At 49.3% G+C, this 16,495-nt stretch carries 14 protein-coding genes; 3 read left to right on the top strand and 11 right to left on the bottom strand.

Annotated elements, in window-relative coordinates; all coding sequences use genetic code 11:
* Positions 1–92 precede the first annotated feature (92 nt).
* A complete protein-coding gene (locus MRBLPE1_RS26035; RefSeq protein WP_364151153.1) occupies positions 93–989 on the top strand; it encodes an AraC family transcriptional regulator in 897 nt (298 codons plus the stop codon).
* Between the two features lie 248 nt (positions 990–1,237).
* On the top strand, positions 1,238–3,622 hold the full coding sequence (locus MRBLPE1_RS26030) for a lamin tail domain-containing protein (RefSeq protein ID WP_364151151.1): 2,385 nt from the start codon (positions 1,238–1,240) through the stop codon (positions 3,620–3,622).
* Positions 3,623–3,798: 176 nt separating this feature from the next.
* On the opposite strand, the gene MRBLPE1_RS26025 is transcribed toward MRBLPE1_RS26030, so the two are convergent.
* The 7 genes from MRBLPE1_RS26025 to MRBLPE1_RS25995 form a co-directional block, all read right to left on the bottom strand.
* A complete protein-coding gene (locus tag MRBLPE1_RS26025; RefSeq protein ID WP_364151148.1) occupies positions 3,799–4,365 on the bottom strand; it encodes a VanZ family protein in 567 nt (188 codons plus the stop codon).
* A 378-nt stretch (positions 4,366–4,743) separates the two neighbouring features.
* Entirely contained in the window at positions 4,744–5,094 is a 351-nt protein-coding gene (locus tag MRBLPE1_RS26020; RefSeq protein WP_364151146.1) for a DUF1048 domain-containing protein, read from the bottom strand.
* Between the two features lie 9 nt (positions 5,095–5,103).
* The gene (locus MRBLPE1_RS26015) at positions 5,104–5,451 is read right to left on the bottom strand and encodes a DUF1048 domain-containing protein (RefSeq protein ID WP_364151143.1); all 348 of its coding nucleotides are present in this window, start codon (positions 5,449–5,451) and stop codon (positions 5,104–5,106) included.
* Positions 5,451–5,756, bottom strand: a complete 306-nt coding sequence (locus MRBLPE1_RS26010; RefSeq protein ID WP_364151532.1) for a PadR family transcriptional regulator — start codon at positions 5,754–5,756, stop codon at positions 5,451–5,453. Before MRBLPE1_RS26010 ends, MRBLPE1_RS26015 begins: the two co-directional genes overlap by 1 nt.
* Positions 5,757–6,213: 457 nt before the next feature.
* Positions 6,214–7,182 carry an ROK family protein gene (locus tag MRBLPE1_RS26005; RefSeq protein ID WP_364151140.1) on the bottom strand — a complete coding sequence of 323 codons (969 nt, stop codon included), beginning with the start codon at positions 7,180–7,182 and terminating at the stop codon, positions 6,214–6,216.
* A 417-nt stretch (positions 7,183–7,599) separates the two neighbouring features.
* On the bottom strand, positions 7,600–8,808 hold the full coding sequence (locus MRBLPE1_RS26000) for an MFS transporter (protein ID WP_364151137.1): 1,209 nt from the start codon (positions 8,806–8,808) through the stop codon (positions 7,600–7,602).
* Positions 8,809–8,925: 117 nt separating this feature from the next.
* Positions 8,926–10,092: a serine hydrolase domain-containing protein gene (locus MRBLPE1_RS25995; protein ID WP_364151529.1), complete on the bottom strand. Its 1,167-nt coding sequence runs from the start codon at positions 10,090–10,092 to the stop codon at positions 8,926–8,928.
* Between the two features lie 178 nt (positions 10,093–10,270).
* On the opposite strand from MRBLPE1_RS25995, the gene MRBLPE1_RS25990 reads away from it, so the two are divergent.
* Positions 10,271–10,744, top strand: coding sequence for an Lrp/AsnC family transcriptional regulator (locus tag MRBLPE1_RS25990; RefSeq protein WP_364151134.1), 474 nt, complete (start codon positions 10,271–10,273; stop codon positions 10,742–10,744).
* Between the two features lie 190 nt (positions 10,745–10,934).
* Here the strand turns inward: MRBLPE1_RS25990 and MRBLPE1_RS25985 are convergent, their stop codons facing one another.
* From MRBLPE1_RS25985 to MRBLPE1_RS25970, 4 genes are read right to left on the bottom strand one after another with little or no spacing between them, the layout of a single operon-like run.
* Positions 10,935–12,329 carry an ABC transporter substrate-binding protein gene (locus MRBLPE1_RS25985; RefSeq protein ID WP_364151131.1) on the bottom strand — a complete coding sequence of 465 codons (1,395 nt, stop codon included), beginning with the start codon at positions 12,327–12,329 and terminating at the stop codon, positions 10,935–10,937.
* A 36-nt stretch (positions 12,330–12,365) separates the two neighbouring features.
* Entirely contained in the window at positions 12,366–13,694 is a 1,329-nt protein-coding gene (locus MRBLPE1_RS25980) for an LLM class flavin-dependent oxidoreductase (protein ID WP_364151129.1), read from the bottom strand.
* Between the two features lie 25 nt (positions 13,695–13,719).
* Positions 13,720–14,880: an MFS transporter gene (locus MRBLPE1_RS25975; RefSeq protein WP_364151126.1), complete on the bottom strand. Its 1,161-nt coding sequence runs from the start codon at positions 14,878–14,880 to the stop codon at positions 13,720–13,722.
* A 17-nt stretch (positions 14,881–14,897) separates the two neighbouring features.
* Positions 14,898–16,232, bottom strand: a complete 1,335-nt coding sequence (locus MRBLPE1_RS25970; protein WP_364151123.1) for an LLM class flavin-dependent oxidoreductase — start codon at positions 16,230–16,232, stop codon at positions 14,898–14,900.
* Positions 16,233–16,495: the final 263 nt, after the last annotated feature.

Raw genomic sequence — 16,495 nt, 5'->3', positions numbered from 1 at the left:
GAACTGACCGATTTATTGTCAAAAATGACTGTTTACTTTAGAATTGCTGTAGCAGTATAGAGGTTGGATTTCTTTCAAAAGAGAGGACTATCATGCTAACATTAACCGAATTGCTGGATAGCTCGCCTGTTCTTCCATATATAAGGGAAAGCGATTTCGCCGTGCGCTTGCCTTGGTTTATGCATGAAAGAAGACTGCTTGACTACTTGCTGATCTATATTCAAGAAGGTACGCTTAGAGTGACGGAAGAAGGCGTCGCAACGGATTACCAAGCTGGTGAATTCTGCCTGCTGCAACCTGGTACGCTGCATACGCTCGAAGGGCTGACGCACACGATCACGCCATTTGCCCATTTGGATTTTTTCTATCATTCGCAGCGCAAGGAAAGCTTTCCTACCAAGGCGGGACAAACGGATTTAACGGCTTATCTCCATCTGCTTCAGCCTCGCATAAACGACTTGTCAGGATTGCGTATTCCTAGCCGGTTCAAGCCTCGCGATCCGTTTCGCTTCAAGGATACCATGCTTAGAATGGTTGAATGCTGGAACCGGCACGACCCCTTAAACCGTTTAGAAGCGCAAAGCTGCGCAACCGAACTCATTATCATGCTGCTTCAGGATCATGCTGAACGAAGCTTGAATACGGCAACGTCTGACACTTCATTAAAGTGGATGACTGCATACCTTCATATGCATTTAGCCGAATCGATTACCATTGAAGAGATGGCCAGCCGAGCCAATCTTTCCCCGTCAAGGTTCAGAACGGTATTCAAGCAGCAATTCGGTCAACCGCCGCATCAATATTTATTGCAGCTTAGGCTTCGACATGCTTGCGAGCTGCTGCTGCAAACGAAATATCCGCTTCACACCATCGCCGAATATTGCGGGTTTGCCGACCTGCATCATTTCTCAAAAATTTTTCGCAAGCATATTGGTGATGCCCCCGGCGCTTATCGCAAAGCACGTCAGCAGGCCATAATATTTCTCTAAGGCAATCGCGTACACCAATCGTAGTATCGTCAAAACAAAAAGATCCGCTCCTGTTTAAACAGGAAGCAGGTCTTTTTTTGTACATGACTGAGTATTCTTCCCTCTTGGCGGGGCGAATAATAACCGACTTCAATCCTTCTTCCTATCCTCCGAATAATTCATCAAACCTTATCATATGGCAACATTTGTCTATGCTAGAATAATCCTGTAAGAGAGATTCGAAAAATACTAGATAGGAGATGAGTTTAATGAAAGCTAGCCATACCATGCTTCGTTTGTTCCTAGCTTCAGCTTTAAGCTTCAGCGTTCTATTCTCCAGTATCGGTTATGCGCCGCAGGCTCATGCAGAAGGTCCAAACGATCCGGCACCCGAAATCCTGCATGTCGGCACAGCTAACGGAAAGAAAGTGCTTTTCGATAATACGCACGGTCAAACGGCAGGTGCAGCGGATTGGGTCATTGATGGCGCGTTCTCCGATTTCGGGAATGCTTTGGCCAATGAGGGCTATGATGTCAAAGAGCTGCGTAAATCAACACCAATCGTCCTTAGCGACCTATCCTCTTATGACGTCTTCGTAGTTGGAGAAGCAAATATCCCATACAAAGCGACGGAACAAGCAGCTATGCTCCAATATGTGCAGAATGGCGGCAGTATTTTTTTTATAGCGGATCATTATAATGCGGACCGGAACAAGAACCGGTGGGATTCCTCCGAGGTGTTTAACGGCTACCGCCGCGGCGCTTGGGCGAATCCTGCACTAGGCATGTCCACGGAAGAAAGCAATTCCGCAGCGATGAGCGGCGTGGTCAGCTCCGATTGGCTGGCATCCAATTTTGGAGTCCGCTTCAGGTACAATGCCATTGGCGATGTAACGGCTAACCAGATTGTAGCTCCATCGCAAGCCTTCAATATTACAGCCGGCGTATCTACAGTAGCCATGCATGCTGGATCAACACTAGCTATTATCGATCCTAACAAGGCAAAAGGGATTGTATACCTGCCCGCCACCTCCGCAAAATGGAGTAATGCTGTCGATCAAGGCGTATATGCCGGAGGCGGAACAGCCGAAGGTCCTTATGCTGCTATATCCAAGGTAGGCGCAGGCAAAGCTGCCTTCATCGGCGATTCTTCTCCGGTAGAGGACGCGACTCCGAAGTACAAAAGAGAAGAAACAGGCGGCACCAAAACAACCTACGCCGGCTTTTCAGAACAAAATGACGCGACTCTCCTAGTCAATACCGTGAACTGGCTTTCAATGAAGGAAAGCTATACGAGCTTAAATCAAGTCAGCGGCCTTACGCTTGACCAAGCTACACCGCTTCTGGCTATAGAAAATCCGCAGACGTCAACCGAACCGCAAAGCGAGCCTTGGTCTGCTCCGGCCGCAGGCTACAAATGGTATGATCCTTCAACGTTCAAAGCGGGTTCATACGGCTACGGCACTTCAGGCGGTGGGGGCGGAACTTCAGGGATCTTCTTCTCCGAATATATAGAAGGCAGCAGCAACAACAAAGCGGTTGAAATTTACAACGGCACGGGAGCAAGCGTTAATTTGACCGGCTATTCCGTAAGCTTATCGAACATCGGAACGGCTATTAACTTAAGCGGAACATTAGCGAATGGCGATGTTTACGTGATAGCGAATTCAAGTGCGGCTGCCGGTATTTTGTCGCAAGCAGACCTGCAATCGAGTAATTTAAGCTTTAATGGCGATGATTCCGTCACGTTGGCTAAAAATGGTTCCAGCCTCGATGTCATCGGCAGCGCAGGTACTGCATTTGGTACGGATAAAACGCTTGTCCGTAAAGGAACGATTACTTCCGGTATAACCGCTTACAATGCAGCACAGTGGGATGCTTATGCAAATAATACGATTTCTAACCTAGGAAGTCATACGGTTACGGCGTCCAATCAACCGCCTGTCGTGGCGAATCCGATTGCCAATAAGAGCGCTGCGCCAGGAGGCAGTTCGTTGATCATTGATGCAACGAATACGTTCAGCGATCCTGATGGAAATGCGCTCACCTTAACGGCTGTTTCGAGCAGCACTTCGATTGCAACCGTTAGTGTTTCCGGCAAGCAGCTTACCATTAACCCGCTGGCGGCAGGCACAGCTACCATTACGGTTACAGCAGCGGACGGGAACGGCGGCTCTGTAAGTACAACCTTTACGGTCACCGTTACCGCAACAGCTGTCGTGATTCTAAATGAAGCATTCGAGAGCGGCAGCAAGGGTTCTTACACAGCAGGTAATGTCACTCTGGCGACAGGCTCATGGTATATGGATAATGCATTAATCGGTAACCTGAGCACGGATAAGAAAAACGGGCTGCAGGCTGCCCGTATTAAAGCAGCAGGCTCCATCTCGATGAACTTCAATGCTGCCGGTGCGAAAACGGTGAAAATAAGCCACGCAAACTTCGGCACAGATACTGGCGCTACGTGGAAGCTGCAGAAATCCATAGACAGCGGCTCGAGCTGGACCGATGTGACCGGAACCTTTACAAGCACCTCTACCCTAGCTGTCCAAAATATAACCGTAAACGAGTCTGCCAGCGTTCGCTTCCGCATACTCGTATCCGGCACAGCCGGCAGTCGTATCAATATCGACGATGTCCAAATCTCCAACTAACGAAACAGGCTGCTGAGAACTTCTCGGCAGCCTGTTTTTTTAAATATCAAAATCATTAAAATAATCTTAGCCAACTACCACGCTAAACTGCCCATTTGCTTAAGGAAAAATGGAGCAGCTACTGGATTGCAGTCTGCTCCATGGTGCATTAAACTAAAGTTCCTCGTTAGCGCAATTCAGAGTCTCAATGTCACCATGAATAATAAATATAATATAACAGGTAATCCTATAGCAGATATTATTGTGATTACGGTACGTACTTTTTTCTCATCTCGTAATATAAACGCTAAAAACTTATATCCTAAAATACCAATCAATCCACCCAAACCATTTAAAATTATGTCATCAATGTCTGATGTTCCGATGCCTAAAAGCCCCTGAGTGATTTCAACAAATAAACTCACAAAGAATATAAACAACAGATTGGTTATTACTCTTTTGTCCCTTTTGAATAATGACAAATAAGTACCAAGAGGAATAAGAATAACTATATTACCAACCACATTACTAAAAGCGAATTTTTTTATAGTCGCAGAACCGCCAAGTATATATTCCTTTATACTATAAAAAGGAATAAGATTGATTGACCTGTTTAAAGCCCTTTGACTATTAAACATCTCCAAAAGTGAAATTCTTGATAAGAATAATAATTTAATTAAAAAAACTATGTAACAAATGAAAACACCATATAAAAAGATTGTTTTAATTCGTTCTCGTTTATTCATAATACCTCCATTTTTCATTTCATCCCTGCTCATTCTCTGACGTTCAGTTTATAATTTAAAGTTCACTGAGAGAAAAAATCATTTTTACGTACTTAATAAAATTTTCCTAGGTATAGTCTAATTAGCAATCCGTCATCTTCATGTAAAAGTAAATCTCCGAGATATTTTACTAAGTCTTTTTCCATAGTATCCCCCTAATTTCATCCTTCACTTCACTATAAATAAAGAACAAAATAAAGCCCGCGGCTTCCGCGGACTTCATCCGGACAATGATGTCATTTTTCAAGCTTTCTGATCCGAAAACAGCGCACGAATGGCGTTCGACACCAGATAAAGCTGCTTGTAGGATTTTTGCAGTCCTTTTACTTCAATTGCTATTTCTATGATATCTCCCTTTTACTTTTTTTTATCCGTAACCTTTTTCATGGTCTTGTTAGTTTCTTGGTCAATAGATTCTTGATAGATGTCAGCGTAAGTTTTTGAATCTTTGATTAGATCGTCGCAGAAAGCCGCTACGTCACTGCCCGTCACTTTGAGCACGCCTTTTCCCAAGGCCGCGCCCTCTTCAAAAAGATCGATAATCCCCGAGAGCAAACCTGTCCCGTCGGTTAGCTCAACAGGGCCGACCTTAAAGAGATATTTTTGAATCTCTTTATAAACAATCTGATAATCTTGCGGGAGCGCTTTGACACGGGCCATGTGCGCTCGCCACTCTTTTTTGCCTTCGATGATATCTTGTATTCTCATTTTATCCTCCTATTTACCTAATTTTTTAGCGATATTCTTGTTGAGTTGCTCGCGCCACTTGTCGCGAAAAGACTTTGCCCCTTCTTCGCCGGCCAGCGCTGAACAGAAGCCTTTGATATCGTCACCCAAAACCTCTTGGACACTCTGACCGTCCGCCGCTGTTTCTTCGAGTAGGCCAAGCACACCGTCAAGAATTGGCATGAGGTTGCGACCTGTGAAATCTGAGTGCGGCCAAAGATTGGCATTAATTTTTTGCCATGCCGCTTGATAATCAGCCGGCAGCTTTTGGGCTCGCGATTCAAAACCTTTAAATTCTTTAGTCATGTCGCTGCCGGTGATTTTTTCCCAAAAATTCATTATTTTTTCTCCTTTAACTCATTAATTTTTGATGAAACGAACTCCCATTTTTCCCAGAACTTCCGCAACTCCTCGCGCCCCGCGTCGTTGATCGCAAAAAACTTTCGCGGCGGCCCCATGTCGGAGGGCTTCTTGGTGATCTCCACCAACTTGTTTTTTTCAAGCCGGATCAGGATGGTGTACACCGTTCCCTCCACAACATCTGTGAAGCCGAGGGCGTTCAACCGTCTCGTGATTTCGTATCCGTAGGTTTCTTTGCGGCTTATAATTTCAAGGACACAGCCCTCAAGCGCCCCTTTGAGCATTTCCGTTAGGTTTTCCAGCACAATCACTCCTTGCTATTCTGTATCACAGGTATGTAGTGATACTTACTACAGCTATAAAGTAACACGTAGTAGATTATATGTCAATAGCGTTTGCTCTGACACAGATTTTACATTTTCAACTAACCTGCCCGTTAGTTTAACAACAATTGGTGCTGTCAGATGTGTTTATTTACTGATTGTTCGGTTCGGTCCTTTAATTTTATATTCTTTAGATTTCGGGGATGTCACTAAGTTCTTGTCATCCGCCCGGAATGTTATCTAGTTCTTGTCATTGAACTTTACGAGAACTTGATAACATAAAAACAAAAAGCCGCAATAAATGCGGCTGCCCGCCGACGCGGCTTGCGCGGCCGCTTGCTTCGCCCATGCTCCGATCTTCCCTTCATCTGCGAAAGCCGGCGCCGCTCCCGCTTCGAGTCAGGGACCGGGACTGATCCTAAAGGGAGAGTCTCTTGTTAGCGTAAGCGGCTGCGCCAACCATACCCGCCCTGCCGCCTAACGAGGCTTGAACCACTTTGCAAGCTTGAGAGGACAACTTCAAGCTATGCTTGTTAATGGTCTCGCGCACGGTATCCAGCAGGCGATCCCCTGCAGCCGACATCCCGCCGCCAATGATCACAAGCTCCGGATTTAATAAATTAATGACGTTTGCGAGGCCGAATCCAAGTATTCTTCCCGTTTCCTGCATGACCTCGATCGCCAAGGCATCGCCTTGGTCGTAGGCATCGGAAATCATTTTGGCCGTAATGTCAGCATACTCCTCGCCGACCCAGCTCCGTACGATGCTCGCTCTGCCGAGCTCAAGCTGTTCGGTAAACGATCTTACCATGCCGATCGCGGAGACATACCTTCCGAGGCAGCCTGAGCTTCCGCAGCGGCAGGGCCGCCCTTCCCTGTACATGTTCATATGGCCGATTTCCCCGGCGCTCGCGGTTCGGCCGTAAAGCACGTTGCCGTCAACGACGATCCCCGAACCAAGTCCCGTGCCCAGCGTAATTAAGAAGATATTTTCATGGCCTCTTCCGGCACCGAATAACCACTCCCCGTATAGATTGACCCGTACGTCATTATCAATAAAAACCGGAAAGCTGAACTCGTTCTTCATTTCATCGACGACGCGAATGTTTTCCCATTCGGGGAAATTAGGAGAAAAGATGGACAATCCCTCATTCGGATCCAGCAAGCCCGGTATCCCCATGCCCATGCCTTTTACGGCAGACTGTTCAATCTTTAACCCGGTTAACATTTCCTTGATGATTCTTTTCATTTTATGAAGCACATGATGGGGTCCTAATGCCGCCTCCGTGGCGTCGCTTCTTTCAAAAACGGGTTGGAATTCCGTATCGAAAATAGCGGACTTCATGTTGGTTCCGCCTAAATCTATGCCAATCCAATATTCATTCATCGTGTGCCTTCCCTTCGGTCAATCGCTCTATATCCATTTAGTTTAATGGAATTCATCGCTATTGTGAACGTAACAATCTTGCTTTAATAAAAAAACAGGGAAACCTTCCCCTTTGATAAAGGCAGGTCTCCCTAAAACTTTCCCATATGCTATGATTCAATGCTTCATATCAGGTACATCCCGAAGCGCTGATTTGCCTTGTACAGGCCGTCGGATTTAATGATCTGATGCATGCCGAGGAAGGCGGTCGAATACGTCACGTATTGCCCTATGGATGAATATACGGAGAACCCCAGAGATAGCACCCATGCTGGGTGCACTAAAAAAAAGGAATCCGGAATTAAACCGGATTCCTAGCAAACACCATAAATTTATAGACTTTCCAGCTGATTATTATGTCATTGTAAGTTGGTATGCTCAACGCCTCTTTGAAGGAAATCCGTATTCTCTAGCGCGCCACACTACTAGCAGCGCAAGGATCAATAGAATAAACAATATCCACGGGAAGGAACCGACACCAAGTGTTTCAATAAGAATACCGCCCATCACACCGCCGCCCCCGATGGCTAGGTTCCATGCCGTCACCAGCATTGACTGGGCCACATCCGCACTCTCGCCAGCAGCCTCAGCAACTGCTGTCTGCAGCAAAGTCGCCGCTCCCCCGAACGTCAACCCCCACACAGCAACCACTAGGTAGATCACGACGGGCTGGCTGCTGCTTATGCCTAGCGCGACGGATGCTAGGGCGAAGGCAGCGAGACTGCTTAGAACCAATGGGCGCAGTTTGCGGTCGATCAAAACACCGATGACCCAGATACCCGCAAGCGCTGTAATGCCGAAATTAAGCAGTACCAAGTCAACGCGATGGGTAAGCCCAGCCAGAGCAAGATACGGTGCAATATAGGTATACAGGATATTATGTGCCAGCACCCAGGCCAGAACGACAAATAGTACCGGCCGCACTCCCGGAATAACAAAGACCTTGTAGAGAGGGAGCCGATTATCGGGGGCTTCTCCTGGATAGTCCGGCAGCTTCCAAAGCACCCAGGCGACCAGGATCAGAGCCAGAAATGACATGATCCCGAAGACAGAGCGCCAGCCCACAAGGGTTCCGAGAAGTGTTCCAGCAGGGACACCGAGTGCCAGAGCGGGAGGCGTACCAACCATCGCCACCGCCATAGCCCGTCCCTTGAGTGTCTCCGGCACCATGCGCCGGGCATAGCCTGCTATCATACCCCATAAGACACCAGCGGATACGCCCGCGAAGAACCGAGCTGCGAGCGTCAGTATATAATTAGAAGAAAAAGTGGTGACGGTGTTGAATACGAGAAAACCAAGGATGCACATTAGCAGCAGCGGTCGTCGCCGCCATCCGCGCGTCGCGGCGGTTAAGGGAATCGCTGCCAATAGTGAACCAAGGGCGTACAAGGTGACAAGTTGACCCGCAAGGACCTCCGAGACTCCAAGCCCATCACCTATTTGGAGCAGCAAGCCAGCAGGAATCGTTTCGGTAAGAATACAGATAAACCCCGTCATAGCAAGAGCTAGTAATCCAGCCCATGGGAGACGTTCAGAAGAGGGAGTGCTGAAGGCACTCTGTGTGACAGAAATTGTGTTTTGGATCATTTCAGGAGCACCTCGCTTTTATAAAATCTAGTTTCTATTTGCAACAAAATAAGTACTCCCTTCTATACAGAGAGCCTTGGCCGGTTCATACCGGACCAAGGCTCTTGTGTTCGTTCTCTATTTCTTGATCCTGTCATAAATGGCTTCACAAAGGTCAACAGTAAACTGACCAGACATGCCTTCCAGGGCGGTATTGGTGAACGCCACGACGCTGAGCCGTTGCTTAGGATCGACGAACCACGAATGACCATAGGTGCCACCCATGCGCCATGTGCCCGGGGATTCCGGAGTGTCTGCGGCGATAGGATCCTTCAATAGCGTAATACCTAGCCCGAAGCCTCGCCCTGGCCAAAAGGCCATTGGCAGATCACCGATCTGGTTGGTAATCATTTCGCGGACCATAGACTCCGGCAGAAGGGGGGCTCCTCCTTTGCGTAATGTTTCCAGCAGTTGCAAAAAGTCCCCGGCGCTGCCGACCATGCCAGCTCCCCCGGAAGGATAGGCAGTGCCGTCAAGTGCTCGGCCAGGGGAAAGCAGGAAGCCCGCCGTACCCTCCAAAAAGGCAATGCTGTCCGGATCATGTATAGGCCGTGGCTCTGGAACATCATTGGCATAGGAAGTGGCCAGTCGCTCTGGATCAGCTGCAATAAAACCGGTGTCGCTCATGCCAAGCGGCTTTGTCACCAGCGAATGTATAGCCTCGTTGAGCGGTGTTTCTGTGACCTTTGCAATTACTGCTCCCAGCACATCTGTCGCGATGGAATATTTCCACTCGGTGCCTGGCGTATAGAGGAGCGGTATAGAGGCTAGGCGACGCAGGTTCTCTTCCAACGTGATGCCGGGCTGATCCATGCCATCCGATACCCCTGCTCGCTGATAGGAACCATTCTCTTCTTGAAAGAATCGGTAAGACAGACCCGCGGTGTGCGTCATCAAATGACGAATCGTCAATGTCGCGAACTCGCCGTTCTGCAAACGTGGCCGAAACTCTGGAAGCCAACGATCAACGCGGTCTTCCAGCTGTAGGCGACCTTGCGCAACTAGTGCTAGGGCAGCCGTTGAAACAATAGGTTTGGTAACCGAGGCAAGCCGGAATAAGGCATCTTCTCTCATAAGCCGGTTCAGCTCGCGGTCGGCAAGACCGGCAGCGCGGCTATAAACCGGTACCCCATCTATCGCCACTTTAATGACAGCGCCGACCAACCGCTTGTCGGCAAGCGTTCGATCGATTACTTCATCGATGCGACCTGGTAAACATTCTGGATTAATTTGGTTCGAATACATACTCAACAGTCTTCATCCTTTCGGAATAGTTAAAGCCTTAAACACTTTACTATTGTAAGTTTATTATATAAAATAAGTTATCCTGATTACATAAGGTAACTAAGTTAAATTAGCCTTGTAACGATTAATTACAAGTTAGTTTATAAGGAATACTTTGAATTTAAAGGAGTCGATTTCGATGGACCACGTTGATAAGCAAATCCTTTTCCACCTTCAAAGCCAAGCGAGAATTTCTATGACGGAACTAGGCAAATCTGTCGGTTTATCGCAACCCGCAGTTACGGAAAGAGTTAGGCGCATGGAGGAAAAAGGGATCATCAGCGAGTATCGCACCATAATTTCCCCTGATAAAATCGGAAAACATGCTGCTGCCTACATGTTGTTTCATTCAAGGGATTGTCACGCATTCCTTGATTTCTGCCGCTCATCTCCCGATGTCGTCGAATGTTACCGTATAAGTGGAGAACACAACTACTTATTGAAAGTAATAACCGACTCCACACGAGCCCTCGAGGAGTTCGGAAACCAATGTGATAAATACGGGACCTATACGATTCTAATCGTGATGTCATCGCCTATCGATCATAAATTCCTTATACCTTCGCTTGAAGAAACAAACTTAAACATGCTGAATTTAGATGGGCGTAGTTAAAGTTACAACATAGCAAAAAGGAGTCCGTTATAGAACCGGAATCCTTAGCCCTTAGCGAAACCACTGCAAAAGTATTGTTTATGGAAAAACTATAAAATGCAAGAATCAAATATGACCATTATTATTCCGCATACACATCAAAACAAAGGGATAGGCATTAAGCCTTCCCTTTGCTTTGCTCCAATCTATTTTATTGTTGGCCAAGCGTCGTCCTGAGCGTCTCGACGTCTTTATTGATCACATCGGTCGCTTTCCGGATCGCGGAGTTAACGTCGAGCCCGCCTACCGCCAAATCCTCTGCAGCTTCCGTCAGCCTTGTTGAGATATCAAGCTCATAAGGGTGGATATAGTGTTCCTGCAGCGGTTCGCCGATAAATACGTTTTGCACCGATTTTCCTTGCAGCACCGGAATATCAAGTCCGTATTCCTTCTCCAGCTCCGGATTAATGATGGCGGGAACCCGGCCGTTTCGGGCTAATACGCGCTGGCCCTCATCAGACAGAATTTCGGCAATTACCTGGAATGCCTCGTCCTTGTGCTTGCTCTGGCTGTTAACCGACAGCGAGTGGATTTGCGCTTCTCTTGTCTTGCCGAGCTGGTCTTTAAAGTTAGGCGCCGGGGCAATATCCCAATTAAACTCCACGCCCTGCTGGCGCAGTTCCTCGAGCGGACCGACCATATTCGCAAGCCAAGTTACGCGCATCGCGATCGTCTGGTCCTTCATGAAGTGATCGCGTCCCCAGTTCCAGGTTCCCTCAGGCGTAACGTAGCCCGGAATTTCGAATATACGTTTGTTCAGTTCGAAAATGCGTAGCCATTCCGGCGTGTCGAGCGCGGCATTCCCCGTCTCACGGTCCAAGTAAGGAAGGCCTAAACCTTTCGCAAGACCCGTCAGGTTATCTACGGACAAACCGACATATTGAACGCCGTTCTCGGTGCGGGTCAGCTTAGCCGCAATCTCCAGCACCTCATCCCACGTCAGCTGCTTTTCGGTCGGATACTCAACGCCGAATTTATCAAAGATATCCTTATTGTAATAGAGCACATGTTGATTGGCGTTAAAAGGAATCGCATAAATCTGATCCCCTTTGCCTTTTGTCATTTCCTTGATATAGTCGTACAAAATGGGCTTGATGCGGCTTTCATCGAAGTTGTGGCGCTTGATCAGCTCCCGCAAATCCTCATAGGCGCCTGTCCGGATAATTTTCTGATGCGATGAAGAGGAGGAATAAATAATGTCCGGCACATGCGTGGACAGCACTTCTTCATTCGTTGTCGTAGCTGCAGGCGTAATTCGCTCAATCGTTACGTTCGGATACTTTTTCTTGATCGGATCGGCAATCAGCGTCTGGAATTCGACGTCAGGAAATGTTCCGCTCGTATTGAAAAAAGTCAGCGTAAGCGGCTCGTCGCCCAGTTTTTTGAAATCGGCCGTTTCTGCTGAAGGAGACGCAGCGTTAGTCGGATCTTGAGAACCGCCTTGCGAGACGCCGCCGTTATCCCCTCCGCTACCGCCGCTCCCGGCGCATGCCGTCATTAGAGCCATTAGTAATAAAATCGTCACACCTAGTGTCAGCTTCTTCATGAATGTAATCTCTCCCCCGAATAAATATATGTGGTCTTATAATACGGCCTTCGTTTGATAGCGGGTGTTGGCCGGACGGGCCAGCCCAAGATTCTCGCGCAGCGTTTTTCCTTCATACGCCGTGCGGAACAGCCCGCGGTTTTGCAGCTCCGGCACCACCTTGTCCACGAATGCCGTAAGGCCGCTCGGATAGAGCTGCGGCATCACGTTAAAGCCGTCCGCTCCGCCGTTTTTGAACCACCGTTCAATGAGATCCGCCAGTTGGATCGGCGTTCCGGTAAACGTTATATGGCCACGGGCGCCGGCCAACCGCCGCGTCAATTCGCGAATCGTCAGATTCTCGCGTAAGGCAAGATCCACCACGAGCTGATACCGGCCTTTGCGCCCGTTAATGGCATCCACGCCCGGCAAATCGTCGATCGGCAGCGGTCCGTCGATCGGATAGGCGGATAAATCAATGCCAACGCGGTCCGACAGTCTTTTGACAGCCGACTCCAGATTAATGAACCCGTTCAGTTCCTCCTCGATTTCCCGGGCTTCCGCTTCCGTATCCGCGATGATCGGGCTTAAGCCCGGAAGGATATGAAGCTGGTCCGGCGTCCGCCCGTATTTCGCCAGCCTTGATTTCACATCGCTATAGAAGGCCCCGGCCTCTTCCAGCGTTTGCTGCGCGGTAAATACGACCTCGGCCGTTTTGGCCGCCAGCTCCTTGCCTGTCTCCGAGGACCCCGCTTGCACAAGCACCGGATAACCTTGAGGAGGACGGGGAATGTTCAGCGGTCCTTTTACCGAATAATATTGTCCCTTAAAGTTGATCTCATGGACCTTGCTGTCGTCCACCTGAATGCCGCCCGCCTTATCGTATTTAATCGCGTCATCCTCCCAGCTGTCCCACAGCTGCTTGGTCAGCTCGACGAACTCCTCCGCGTATTCATAGCGCAGCGAATGTTCCGGATGCGCGTCCAGGCCGAAATTAAACGCCGTCGACTCGGTTCCGGTCGTCACAATGTTCCAGCCGGCTCGCCCGCTGCTTATATGATCAAGGGAAGCGAACTTGCGGGCAACGTGAAAGGGCTCGTAATAGGTCGTTCCGACCGTGGCGATTAATCCGATATGCTCCGTTACGGCAGCCAGCGCCGACAGTTGAGTGAACGGCTCCAGTTTGCCGGACGAACGGCCGGAATAACCATCGGCTACGAAAAGCGAGTCCAGCAGGCCGCGTTCCGCGATTTTGGCGATCTTCTGATAATGGCGAATATCGAGCCCCAGCTCCGGCGTGCTGTCCGGATAGCGCCAGGCCGCTTCATGATGCCCCGTTCCCGAAATAAAAGCGTTAAGATGCAGCTTGCGTTCTTGTTTACTCATGTCATTTTCCTCCAAACGTTATCGATTATGAATCATTAACGGAGGCAGCCGGCCGCTTTCTTGATGAGCCGGTTGTCAGAAAAGCTCCTCCGATTAGGAACGCCCCGCTTACATAAAAAATCGCGACCATTCCCGTCCACGCGCCCACTAAGCCGAAAAACAACGGAGCCACCATTTGGGACAGCCGGTTCGAAGCCATTCGCAGCCCTAGAACCTCGCCGGTTCGGTGCTTCGGGGAAGCGTTATACGTTGTCGTCATAGACAGCGGCTGTCCGCAGCCTAACCCGGCTCCCATTAAGGCGCTTAATAAGCCGCAAAGAAGCGTATTCGTCGTCAAGGGGACCAGCAGGAAGGATACCCCCGCAAGCACGATAGACGCCCAAAGAATAGGCTCCCTGCCAAAGCGTGACGTCAGCCGGGCAAGAAACAGCCGAACCAAAACCATCGCCAAGCCCTGTACCCCTATAATCCAGCCGATCGTCGAAGCAGACATTCCCCATGCGCTGGCAAACAACGGGAAATAAGCGACATACACATCACGCGAGTACAAAACCAGTGCGCTTGAGGCGAGCGCTTTGCGCAGCAGAGGTATCCGCAGCAGCTCCAGCGCAGAACCTTTGTCACCATCCTCCTGCTGCTTTTTTTTGCGTTTAACATTCGGGAGCAGCATTGAAAAAGCCATCGGCACCAGTCCGGCCACCGAAGCCATGCCAAAAGCAAAGCCAAAGGAGCTGTAATCCGCCAGCAAGCCGCCGAGCACGGGTCCGGCAATGCCCGAAAGCGCTACGGCCATGCTGAACAAACCGAAATGATGATCGCGGTTTTGGGAATTGGACATGTTCCCGATTAGATTTTGCAAAGAAATGCTTATAAAGATATGCGAGACGCCAATTAAGGCTTGCGACACATACAAAGCCCAAATGGCCGGGTACAGAAAAGGCAGCGCTGTACCCGCCATCATGCCCGCCACTCCGATCCGGACCGGGGCGCGGTCGCCAATCGCGTCGGCAACCTTGCCGATCCGGATAGCGAAAAGCAGTGGGAATAACGCATAAGCAGCCGTAATCATGCCGATTCCGAAGGCATCGGTTCCCAAGCTGATTCCGTATAAAGTAACGAGCGGCCTTGTAAGATTCATCATGAGCTGAAAGCTGAATGCAACGGCAATAATCGTGTTAATTCTCAAATCGGTTCACCTCGGACTTACTGCACAGAGGCAAGATCCGCTTTGAATGGATTGGCGGGATAGGCAAGGCCCAAGTTTTCCCTTAATGTGTTTCCCTCGTATGCCGTACGGAATATGCCCCGGTTCTGCAGCTCCGGCACAACCTTATCGACAAAGTCATCCAATCCGCTCGGATAGATTGGCGGCATCAAATTAAAGCCGTCTGCCGCATTCGTGTTCACCCACTCTTCTATGACATCGGCAACCTGAATCGGAGTTCCTGTAAAGGTGAGGTGACCGCGCGCGGCGGCCAACCGGTTCACAACTTGGCGTAGAGTCAGGTTGGGGTCGCTGCGCAGTAAGTCAATGATAAGCTGATGACGGCTTTTGCTTCCGTTGACGGTGTCAATGCCTTTGGGATCAATAATCGGCGGTACCGGACCGTCAAGCGGATAACCCGTCAGGTCTATCCCGATTCGCTCCGAAAGCTTCCCGACGGCATCGTGCACATTGTGGAAGGCATTCAGCTCATCCTCCAGCTCACGCGCTTCCGCCGGCGTGTCCCCGATAATCGGACTGAAGCCGGGCAAAATCAGCAGCTGATGAGACAATCGTCCATATTTAGCAAGCCTTCCTTTCACATCCGCATAAAAGGCTTGCCCTTCTCCCAATGTAGGCTGCGCGGTGAAAATCACCTCAGCCGTTCTGGCGGCAAGCTCCCTGCCGCTTTCGGAAGAACCCGCCTGAACGAGAACAGGGTAACCCTGCGGAGGCCTTGGGATATTTAATGGGCCTTTTACCTTATACACCTCTCCCCCATAGTTGATCTCATGCAGCTTGCTCTCATCGAACTGGATACCGGCCTGCTTATCAAATACGAGCGCCTCTTCCTCCCAGCTGTCCCACAGCTTCTTCGTTACTTCAACGAATTCTTCCGCCCATCTGTAGCGCTCCGAATGCTCCAGGTGCGAATCCTTGCCAAAATTGAACGCGGTAGCATCCGTATGTCCCGTCACGATGTTCCAGCCTGAACGCCCGCCGCTGATCCGGTCGAGCGAAGCAAACTTCCGGGCTACATGAAACGGCTCGTTATACGTCGTTCCGACCGTACCGATTAATCCGATATTCGACGTTACCGAGGACAATGCCGAGAGCAGCGTGAACGGCTCCAATCTGCGCCCTGTTCCGACATATCCGTCCGCCATGAATAGGGAATCGAGCAGGCCTCTCTCGGCGGTCAAAGCCAGTTTCTTGTAATAATCGAATTCAAAGCTTCGTTCAGGCGTCGTATTCGGATGCCGCCAAGCCGCCGCATGGTGCCCGGCAGCCCTAAAGAACACGTTTAAATGGACCTGTTTTTTTGTTATACTCATTTGTTTGCCTCATTCCATCAGTAAGATGTGTTGGGTTAATATTGTCCCAGAGTCGTTATCAGCGTTTCAACTTGCCCGTCTCCGGGGAGCCGGATTGCACGAGCACCGGTTACCCCTGTGGCAGGCGCGCGAATACAAAAAAAAAATAACCGGAGCTGCCCACAGGCAATCTCCGGTTATCCGGTCGAATATATCCAAGTAAATTCATATGTATTGTAAGGTTTACTTGAGTATGAATTTATCACCATCTTACATTTCTGTCA

The sequence above is a fragment of the Paenibacillus sp. LPE1-1-1.1 genome (assembly GCF_040676435.1).
Taxonomy (GTDB): Bacteria; Bacillota; Bacilli; order Paenibacillales; family Paenibacillaceae; genus Pristimantibacillus.
This window is presented reverse-complemented; position numbering and strand designations above follow the sequence as displayed.